At 47.7% G+C, this 8,455-nt stretch carries 13 protein-coding genes; 10 read left to right on the top strand and 3 right to left on the bottom strand.

Going from position 1 to position 8,455, the window contains the following annotated elements:
* The first annotated feature begins 152 nt into the window (after positions 1-152).
* The 3 genes from ASG16_RS12980 to ASG16_RS31525 all read left to right on the top strand — a co-directional run bounded on the left by ASG16_RS12980 (position 153) and on the right by ASG16_RS31525 (position 1,447).
* On the top strand, positions 153-512 hold the full coding sequence (locus tag ASG16_RS12980; RefSeq protein WP_007716752.1) for a hypothetical protein: 360 nt from the start codon (positions 153-155) through the stop codon (positions 510-512).
* A gap of 42 nt (positions 513-554) precedes the next feature.
* Entirely contained in the window at positions 555-1,181 is a 627-nt protein-coding gene (locus tag ASG16_RS12975) for a hypothetical protein (RefSeq protein ID WP_056491570.1), read from the top strand.
* Positions 1,182-1,312: 131 nt separating this feature from the next.
* A complete protein-coding gene (locus tag ASG16_RS31525) occupies positions 1,313-1,447 on the top strand; it encodes a hypothetical protein (protein ID WP_255413004.1) in 135 nt (44 codons plus the stop codon).
* A gap of 167 nt (positions 1,448-1,614) precedes the next feature.
* On the opposite strand, the gene ASG16_RS12965 is transcribed toward ASG16_RS31525, so the two are convergent.
* Entirely contained in the window at positions 1,615-2,625 is a 1,011-nt protein-coding gene (locus ASG16_RS12965; protein WP_048034513.1) for an NAD(P)/FAD-dependent oxidoreductase, read from the bottom strand.
* Positions 2,626-2,974: 349 nt separating this feature from the next.
* Between ASG16_RS12965 and ASG16_RS12960 the strand changes: the two genes are divergently transcribed.
* The 6 genes from ASG16_RS12960 to ASG16_RS12940 all read left to right on the top strand — a co-directional run bounded on the left by ASG16_RS12960 (position 2,975) and on the right by ASG16_RS12940 (position 6,552).
* Positions 2,975-4,165, top strand: a complete 1,191-nt coding sequence (locus tag ASG16_RS12960; protein WP_056491568.1) for an NAD(P)/FAD-dependent oxidoreductase — start codon at positions 2,975-2,977, stop codon at positions 4,163-4,165.
* 4 nt (positions 4,166-4,169) lie between these two features.
* On the top strand, positions 4,170-4,421 hold the full coding sequence (locus ASG16_RS12955; RefSeq protein WP_007716742.1) for a hypothetical protein: 252 nt from the start codon (positions 4,170-4,172) through the stop codon (positions 4,419-4,421).
* A 65-nt stretch (positions 4,422-4,486) separates the two neighbouring features.
* Entirely contained in the window at positions 4,487-4,963 is a 477-nt protein-coding gene (locus tag ASG16_RS12950; protein ID WP_056491566.1) for an NUDIX domain-containing protein, read from the top strand.
* Between the two features lie 181 nt (positions 4,964-5,144).
* Positions 5,145-5,288, top strand: a complete 144-nt coding sequence (locus ASG16_RS30680) for a YuiA family protein (RefSeq protein ID WP_173616474.1) — start codon at positions 5,145-5,147, stop codon at positions 5,286-5,288.
* A 207-nt stretch (positions 5,289-5,495) separates the two neighbouring features.
* Positions 5,496-5,756 carry a YuiB family protein gene (locus ASG16_RS12945; protein ID WP_048034510.1) on the top strand — a complete coding sequence of 87 codons (261 nt, stop codon included), beginning with the start codon at positions 5,496-5,498 and terminating at the stop codon, positions 5,754-5,756.
* A 160-nt stretch (positions 5,757-5,916) separates the two neighbouring features.
* Positions 5,917-6,552: a 3D domain-containing protein gene (locus ASG16_RS12940; protein WP_056491564.1), complete on the top strand. Its 636-nt coding sequence runs from the start codon at positions 5,917-5,919 to the stop codon at positions 6,550-6,552.
* Positions 6,553-6,641: 89 nt separating this feature from the next.
* Here ASG16_RS12940 and ASG16_RS12935 read toward each other — a convergent pair whose 3' ends face one another.
* Positions 6,642-7,412, bottom strand: a complete 771-nt coding sequence (locus ASG16_RS12935; protein WP_056491562.1) for a cobalamin-binding protein — start codon at positions 7,410-7,412, stop codon at positions 6,642-6,644.
* A gap of 12 nt (positions 7,413-7,424) precedes the next feature.
* Positions 7,425-7,901 carry a divergent PAP2 family protein gene (locus ASG16_RS12930; RefSeq protein ID WP_047074924.1) on the bottom strand — a complete coding sequence of 159 codons (477 nt, stop codon included), beginning with the start codon at positions 7,899-7,901 and terminating at the stop codon, positions 7,425-7,427.
* A gap of 153 nt (positions 7,902-8,054) precedes the next feature.
* Between ASG16_RS12930 and ASG16_RS12925 the strand changes: the two genes are divergently transcribed.
* The gene (locus ASG16_RS12925; protein ID WP_017251328.1) at positions 8,055-8,429 is read left to right on the top strand and encodes a DUF309 domain-containing protein; all 375 of its coding nucleotides are present in this window, start codon (positions 8,055-8,057) and stop codon (positions 8,427-8,429) included.
* Positions 8,430-8,455 lie beyond the last annotated feature (26 nt).

The following is an 8,455-nucleotide window of genomic DNA, read 5'->3' as shown; positions in this document are numbered from 1 at the left end:
TCAGTCTTTTTACATATTATAGGAGTCGTTTTGCACGGCTCTCCCTGACGGAGGGCTTTTTTGCTCGTTATATATACATGTTTTTCGCGATTTTTGCACATGGTAAGGAGGAAAAGTTTTCAAGTCGGTGATGCGATCCAAAAAGGAGATGAGTGACACTGGATAAGAAGCACTACTACGTGACCTTGCAAGCAGGAACGACAGTGGCGGAAATTCGCGATGAAAAAGGCTCCGCCACGTACGATTTTGAGATTGAAGCGACCGACGTTCAAGTGGGCATGATGCGAGACTTGTTCAATAACTGTGTCCATGGGGATTTCATGATGTGGATGCATGGGCATACACTATGGTCTGACATGCCGGATCGGGACAACGACGAATACGATGACAACTTGCGAGCCATCTACCAACTTATTTATCAGTATGGCACCGAAAAAACAAAAAGTGATCTCGAGCAAATGGGCCTTGTAAAACTATTGGGGCTGGATAGAGAAGAGTTGCGTCCTTTTTAACGGTCCATCACAGACATTTTCTAATCAGAAGGAGTGAATCGTATGAAGATGTGGAAGCAAGGAATGATGACAACAGCGCTGGTAATGGGTCTCGCCATGCCAGGTGTTGCGTTGGCCCAAGATGTATCTGCAACAGGTGCCCAGGTGATCAAGCCGACTCACAGCCACGATGAGCATGGCGATGGTGAGAAGCACATGAAGGTGCGACACAGCTCAAACAGAGGCGTTCATCAAAAAATGTACATGCTCTTGCTAGCGGAAAAATATGCACCAGACAGCGTGGGGAAATGGCAGGCAGCGTTTAAAGAACGCGATCGTTTAATGGGTGAGTTCGAGGCGCTGAGTGACGACCCGAAGTGGCAGGCGAAGCGTGAAGAACGCAAGCAACTGATCAACAAGCTGAATGAACAAGTGAAGAAGGGCGAAATCACCAACGAACAGATGGAAAAGCAGTTCAAGGAATGGAAAGACAAAAACATGGGGCCAAAAGAAGAGCGTGACGCCCGAAAAGCTCGGATCGAGCAAATGAAAAAAACACACGAGGCTTTTGACTCGGCGATTGAATCTGGGGATACAGCCAAGATTAAGGAATCACTCCAGCAAATGCTGGAACAAATGCAAGCAAACAATTCTCGTATGGCGGAAAAGCTGGCCATGAAGAAAAAATAACGTTTTAAACAAAAAAGGACGTGACCCACTTACTGGTACGCGTCCTTTTTCATATCGGTTACAAGCATAGCGGGGGTCCATTCATTCAGGATGACCTTCTGTTCCGTTTGGCAGGAGGGACACCAGCCTGTATGGATGCATTGGTGGCGCGTACGATCTATGTAACCGTTGTCCATCTTGGCATCGTCTATCTCCCGGTACGGGCTGTAACTCCCATAAAAGTCATACAGACGGCCTGCATCTTGCAGAGCTTGACCGCACGTTGAACACGCTTGTTGGAGTGGCGTGAAGCCATTACAAACTGGGCACAGATGATTCAAAGCGTAATCGCCTCCTCGTTGCTTCTACTGTGCACGCCAACAAAAGCGGTTATGCAATGGAATGAAAAATCCCTGTCGCAGCCATCGAGGGCAACAACAGGGACGAAACCTTTTTACGATTTGAAGTTGTCCATGCTTGAAGAATGACCAGGCTGCAATTTGGCGTCCGGATTAAAGTAGGAAACCGCGTTGTTGACAGCGGTAGGGGCCTCACCAAATCCAACAGCAATCAGCTTGACCTTACCAGGGTAGGTTGCGATATCGCCTGCTGCGAAAATGCCTGGAATGTTTGATTCCATGCGGGTATCGACCACGATGGAGCCTTTTTCGAGTTCCAGCCCCCAGTTCTTGATCGGACCGAGAGAGGAGATGAAGCCGAAGTTGACAATGACTGCATCGACTTCCAGATCGATTTCTTCTTTTGTCGTGCAATGGGCCAGCGTGAGTTTTTCGATGCGCTCCTCGCCGTGCAAAGCTGCTATTTCGTAAGGTGTCGTGACGTTTACTTTGGAGGACATGAGCATTTCTACGCTGTGTTCATGTGCGCGGAACTTGTCTCTGCGATGGATGAGGTGTACTTCTTTTGCGATAGGTTCTAGCATGAGGGACCAGTCCAGAGCGGAATCACCGCCGCCAATAACAGCTACACGCTGTCCCTTGAAGGAGTTCAGATCGGTAACAAAATAGTGCAGATTGGATTTTTCATATTTGACGGCATCTGGGTGTTCCAGCCTGCGAGGTTCGAACGCTCCTACCCCAGCAGTGATGATTACGGATTTGGAGTAGTGAGTGCCTTTGTCCGTTGTGATTTCAAACACATCGTCTACTTTTTTTACGACATTTTCCACTTTCTCTTCCAGGCAAACGGTTTGCTGAAAGCGGGATATCTGATCTTTCAGATTATTGATCAAATCTTGTGCTAAAACCTTTGGAAATCCGGCTACATCGTATATGTACTTCTCCGGATAAAGAGCGGATAACTGCCCACCTAACTGGGGCATGCTCTCAATGATTTTTACACTGGCCTGCCTCATCCCGCCATAAAATGCTGTAAATAACCCGGCAGGGCCGCCACCAATGATCGTAATGTCGTAGATTTGCTCGTCCTTTTGCAGAAAATTCAATCCAAAGCACCTCCGAATTAATCGTAAGCGAACTCCTCAACCATTATAACCCATACAAGTAGAAAAACAGGAGAGAAAATTCGAAAGATGATAGGCAAAAAACCCTTGCAAATCCAATCGGTTGCCGATAAGATGAGGATGACTGTAAAGAAATTGTCACATTTTTCTACGTCTGACTTTGTGCATTTTTTCACAGAGTGGTTCGGATGACATCTCAGGGCAATAATTCCGATACTACACGGATCATGAAATGGGGCATCTTAATAGGTACCAGACCACGTGAAAAATCGCACAATCTTCCTTAAGTTACCATGGACAATGACATCATACATGATTGGAAGGGATACTGATGGGTACACCCAAAATCCTGATTCTTGGCGCTGGATACGGTGGTTTGCTCACAACGTTGCAGCTTCAGAAAAAGCTCAACTACAATGAAGCGGAAATCACCTTGGTCAACAAGCACAACTATCACTACATCACGACTTGGCTGCATGAGCCGGCTGCAGGTACGGCACCTGCGGATCATGCCCGCGTCAGTCTGGATGGCATTTTGAACAAGGACAAAGTCAACTTTGTCAAAGGAACGGTGCAAGCCATTCAGTCAGAGGAGCAGACCGTCACGCTCGAAAATGGCGAGGTGCTGGCGTATGACTATCTCGTCATCGGATTGGGCAGCGAGCCAGAAACGTTCGGAATTGAGGGACTCAAGGAGCATGCGTTTAGCATTCGCAGCATCAATGCGGTCCGTAATATTCGCGAGCACATTGAATACATGTTCTCCAAATTTAAAAATGAGCCGGATCGTACGGACTACCTGACGTTTGTTGTGGGGGGAGCTGGCTTTACAGGCATTGAGTTTTGTGGAGAGCTCGGCGACCGTCTGCCAGAGCTGTGCCGAGAATTTGATGTCGATCCAGAACTGGTGAAAGTCTACTGCATTGAGGCAGCACCAACAGCATTGCCTGGCTTTGATCCAGAGCTGATCCAATACGCAACGGATGTATTGGAGAGAAAAGGCATCGAGTTCAAAATTGGAACACCGATCAAGCAGTGCACTCCGGATGGCGTACTGCTGGCTACCGGAGAAGAAATCAAATCAAAGACAGTTATCTGGGCAGCAGGTGTCCGCGGCAACAGCATCGTGGAAAAAGCGGGCTTCGAAGTCATGCGCGGTCGCGTCAAGGTAGACGAATACTTGCGTGCGCCTGGTCATGAGAATGTTTTTGTCGTAGGGGATTGTGCATTGATCTTCAATGAACAAGGACGTCCTTATCCGCCAACTGCGCAAATCGCGGTACAGGAAGGCGAGACGCTGGGTGAGAATCTGGCTGCATTGGTTCGTGGCGATCTGCCTCAAAAATTCATCCCGCATTTGCAAGGGACACTGGCCTCCCTTGGAAAAGGTGAGGGCATCGGGCAAGTAGGTTCGAAAAAGCTGTTCGGCAGCACAGCAGCCATGATGAAAAAAGCGAGCGACCTGCGCTACTTGTACAAAATTGGCGGCGTCGGTCTCGCCTTGAAGAAAGTAAAGCTGTAAAACGATGCGCCACGCGAGCATTCAAGTCCGGGGGCTCATGGTCCGCGAAGAGATGGATCGGTACAACGCTATGATGGAAGTGGGCCTTTACCTGGAAGAACAGGGGCGACACGATTTGGCATGGCATGTACAGCGTGAAGTAGATATTCTCATCCTGCCTGCCATCGAACGGCTCAAGGAAAAGGGCCGCGAGAGGGATCGGGAAAATCTGCGATACATGATCGATAATGGGCTCCTAGATGACGAGGATGATTGATAGGTACCCCCGGCGAAGAAGAGCCGGGGGTTTCGTTTAGATAGGACATGGAAGGAGTGGGCTGGATGCGCGAAGGGAAGGTTTGGCTAGGCGCCTGCGGGATCGTCATTCGCGGGCAAGAAGCATTGGTCGTCAAAAAAACGTACAGCGGACTAAAAGGGCAATGGTCATTTCCTGCGGGATTCGTGCAGGAAGGCGAGACGGTAGATGAAGCAGCAGTGCGTGAAGTGCTGGAAGAAACGGGTGTCGAGGCAGTCGTGCGACAAGTGGCGGGAATTCGTTCAGGCGTCATTCGAGAGTCTATTAGCGACAATATGGTCGTTTTTTGGATGGATTACATAGGTGGGGAGCCGCGCCCGCAGGAAGGTGAGATCGCAGAGGCGAGATTTATGCCGATACAGGAGCTGCTTCATGAGCCGTTGTCTTCGACTTATTTGAAAATCATACTGCCGGACTATATCAAGCGGGAGCAGGGAATGACAGGTCAATCGTTTGATATCGATCCTATTTTTCAATACACTTCCTATAAAATCTTTAAGTAATCCTGCGAATAAGCTAGCTAAACCGCAATGTTTCCGCTTACATTGCGGTTTTTTTATGGATTTTTCGCGATGAACTGCATTGTGAACCAAGGGAGGATTCTGATATAGTTAGATACATCAAAATAATCTGAAAATACATGCAATTAATTCTCGCGCATGTATTCCGAAAGGGGAGCTCAACATGAGACAAAAACAAGAACAGTGCCCGTACTGCCATGGTCAAGGGTATTTCCAATTGCTCCTGGGGGGCTCGGAGAATTGCCCTAACTGTGACGGAGCTGGTACACAGGAAGCTCAGAAGGAAGCTGTTTCTTCTCATCAATAATGATTAAGGAACCTCGTATAGAAAACCGTCGAAGCGAATGCATCGGCGGTTTTTTCTGTCAGGCATGCAACACATACGATGAGCTTCTCTTATTGACCGATCCCTCGCCTTTTTGCTACACTTAATACCGAAAAATAGCCCGTCTTTCCTGTATTTGCCGAGAAAGTGGCAAAAGGTGGAGAAGGTGGCAGGAGGTCTTTTTCGTCGATGAACTTGATGCAATTTATGGTATCCATTGTTCTGTTCACCGTGCTAGGGTTTGGCATTGGGTTTATTTTAAACATGATTTTGAAAACAACATGGTTTCCTGTTGTGATCGGCGTTGGTGTAGTGGTAGGTGCACTTGTCTATCAACAAATTGTTCCGGGAATTTGGGATTCGCTCATTCTGGGCTGCGGCATGGCAGGTACAGTGGCAAGTGGCTGGACCATTCAAACGCTTCGCAAAAAAGGATATCGGATGTTTTAACAACAAGCACAAGCAGGCCTTTGTTTCGGGCCTGTTTTTCTTTTGGCATTTGATTGGAAAAACATGCAACTGACAGAATATTTCTGTAATCAACCAAAATTTGTGTATACTTTCCTCCTCGTCGGGACATGACTAGAAACGAGAGGAGGTTTACCAAGAAATGAATGGAAAGCAGTTCGTAAGTATCATCGCGCTGTTCATCCTGGTCTTGACGGCCTTCGCAAGCGATGGATACAGCTATAATGTTGTGGGAGACCACGGAGTCTCATCCACTTTTGGAATCAAGGAAACGAAAGAGGGGCAACGTGTCGTCAAAAAACGGACGGTATCTGCCAGTTCTCTTACTCAAGTGATTGATAAAGCGGATGTATTTCATGATCAATATCCAAAAGTACGTGTAGTAGCGACTGGCTACTATGCCGGATACGAGTCGACGGGCAAAAATCCATCTCACCCGTCCTATGGCATTACCTATTCAGGTGTAAAAGTACGTAGAGACGACTATTCCACGATTGCAGCCGATCTGCGCGTTTTCCCGCTGGGGACCATCTTGTACATTCCCGGTTATGGATATGGCGTTGTAGCTGACAAGGGTGGAGCGATTCGCGGCCATAAAATTGACCTGTATTTCGAGACCAAGCAGGATGTATTCTCGCAATGGGGGAAAAAATCGGTGGACGTGTATATCGTCAAAAAAGGCGAAGGCAAGGTAACGGAAGCTTTTCTGAATAGCTTGAATGAAAAAGGAATAGCAGCCATGGCGGAACCCGTCAGCGGCAAACAACAAACTGAATAGCAACTAACGAAAACGAATGGATGCCGCATTGGTGGCATGAAAGAAAAAAGAAAAAACGTTCAAGGCAGAGGCTTTGAACGTTTTTTGTGTCATTCTGTATGAATTAAATCAACCAGCTTTTCCAGTCCTTCCAAAATGCGAGGAGAAGGGCGGCAATATAGGCCTTCTTCCAACAAATGAACCTGGTTGTTTCGAATCGCGGTCATGTTCATCCACTCTGGGCGGTTTGTGATCATGTCAGGTTTGATTCGCTTCAATTCAATTCCGCACCAGACGACACAAATATGATCGGGATTGCGTTCCATCACCATTTCCCGTGTGGCCTTGACGTTTGCGACAGGATAATCTGCAAAAATATTAGTGGCACCCGCAATCTCACTTACATCGGTCAGCCAGTTTTCCTGACCAGGTGTGTAGATGGGATTTGGCCACCATTCCCAGTACAGCTTTGGGCGTTGAGCGTACTTCGCTGCCTTTTGTCGGATGCTTTCAATGGTTTCGTCAAATTGAACTGCAAGCTGCTCGGCTTGCCTCTGTGTTCCTGTCGCCTCACCGACGAGTCGGATATCATGAGCGATTTCTGCGATCCGGGAAGGGTTCAGGACGATATGAGGAATGTCTCTATCCCGCAGAGCCTCTATATTTTTCTCCATGCCAGGAACAGAGAGTGACGCTACGACCAGATCCGGTTGGAGGGCAGCGACCCGGTCCATATCAATTGTCAAATCGGGTCCAACCCGGGGAAGATGCTGCCACTCCTGCGGCCAGTCAGAGTGATCATCCAAACCGACGACATGCTCATGCAGGCCTAAATAATACAGAATTTCGGTATTGCTGGGACAGATGGAGACAATGCGCATGGGAGCCCTCCTTTAAAAAAACGGATGGAGCAATAACGCAATCATGACGCCTAACCAACCACCGATCAATACCTCGATCGGTTGGTGACCGAGCAGTTCTTTCAGTTTTTTTGCTTTTTCCTGGTTAGGGCGTACTTTTAACGATTTCATTCCTTCTAACAGGTGGTTGAATTCATCGACCAGCTTATTTAAGACAACGGCTTGCATACCGGCATGGCGGCGGACACCTGCGGCATCAAACATCACGATCACACCGAGAATGGCGGAAATAGCGAACATGTTGCTGCCAAAGCCCTCACGCAGTCCCACGGCTGTGGATAGTGCCGTCACGGCAGAAGAGTGGGAGCTGGGCATACCGCCTGTACTCATGAGCAGTGACCATTGCCACGTTTTCGTTGCAAAAAAATGGAGGGGAATTTTGATAAATTGGGCGATCCCTATGGCTAGCAGTGCTGCCCATAAGGGGAAGTTTTCAAAAAAATCCGCCACGGAAAATCCATTCCTTTCTACTGTGCGCTTATCTCTAGGATTATTGTAACAGAAGGGCGTTGTCTTAATCCGTGAAGTTTTTGTTTGGATGTAAAGTCATTGCCAATCTGTGTTACCATGAAGACGGAAGGTTCGAAACGGAGGCATGCATCCATGGGGTATCCTGAGCAGTATTTACAGTTCATTGAAAAATTCAATGATGGAGAATACTACGAATGCCATGATCTGTTGGAAGACATCTGGATGGAAGATAAGTCAGACAAGTTTTTGCAAGGATTGCTGCAATTGTCAGTCGGACTGTATCACCAAGAGTACGGCAATATAAAAGGTGCTCGCTGGATGTTAGGCAATGCACGAAAGTATTTGACCCGTTACCAGCCAGTTCATTGGGGACTGGACGTAACAAGAGTTCTTCGTTACATAGATGAATGCGAGAAATTGTTGCCGGAAAAGGATGTCATTTCTTACACAGAGGCAAAAGCCATGACGTTTCCACCCTTGCGCTTATATGTCGACACATCGTGTTAAACAAATGTGCCCATATAGTATCCTAC

It is taken from the genome of Brevibacillus sp. Leaf182, assembly GCF_001423865.2.
Lineage (GTDB): Bacteria > Bacillota > Bacilli > Brevibacillales > Brevibacillaceae > Brevibacillus > Brevibacillus brevis_C.
Note: the sequence above shows the minus strand (reverse complement) of the source record. Positions and strands in the feature narration are given on the sequence as shown.

Bases quoted from the DNA above. Each gene is read 5' to 3' on its own strand.
- ASG16_RS12975 (WP_056491570.1), top strand. From the start codon at position 555: ATGAAGATGTGGAAGCAAGGAATGATGACAACAGCGCTGGTAATGGGT.
- ASG16_RS31525 (WP_255413004.1), top strand. From the start codon at position 1,313: ATGGATGCATTGGTGGCGCGTACGATCTATGTAACCGTTGTCCATCTT.
- ASG16_RS12960 (WP_056491568.1), top strand. From the start codon at position 2,975: ATGGGTACACCCAAAATCCTGATTCTTGGCGCTGGATACGGTGGTTTG.
- ASG16_RS12955 (WP_007716742.1), top strand. From the start codon at position 4,170: ATGCGCCACGCGAGCATTCAAGTCCGGGGGCTCATGGTCCGCGAAGAG.
- ASG16_RS12950 (WP_056491566.1), top strand. From the start codon at position 4,487: ATGCGCGAAGGGAAGGTTTGGCTAGGCGCCTGCGGGATCGTCATTCGC.
- ASG16_RS30680 (WP_173616474.1), top strand. From the start codon at position 5,145: ATGAGACAAAAACAAGAACAGTGCCCGTACTGCCATGGTCAAGGGTAT.
- ASG16_RS12945 (WP_048034510.1), top strand. From the start codon at position 5,496: ATGAACTTGATGCAATTTATGGTATCCATTGTTCTGTTCACCGTGCTA.
- ASG16_RS12940 (WP_056491564.1), top strand. From the start codon at position 5,917: ATGAATGGAAAGCAGTTCGTAAGTATCATCGCGCTGTTCATCCTGGTC.
- ASG16_RS12935 (WP_056491562.1), bottom strand. From the start codon at position 7,412: ATGCGCATTGTCTCCATCTGTCCCAGCAATACCGAAATTCTGTATTAT.
- ASG16_RS12925 (WP_017251328.1), top strand. From the start codon at position 8,055: ATGGGGTATCCTGAGCAGTATTTACAGTTCATTGAAAAATTCAATGAT.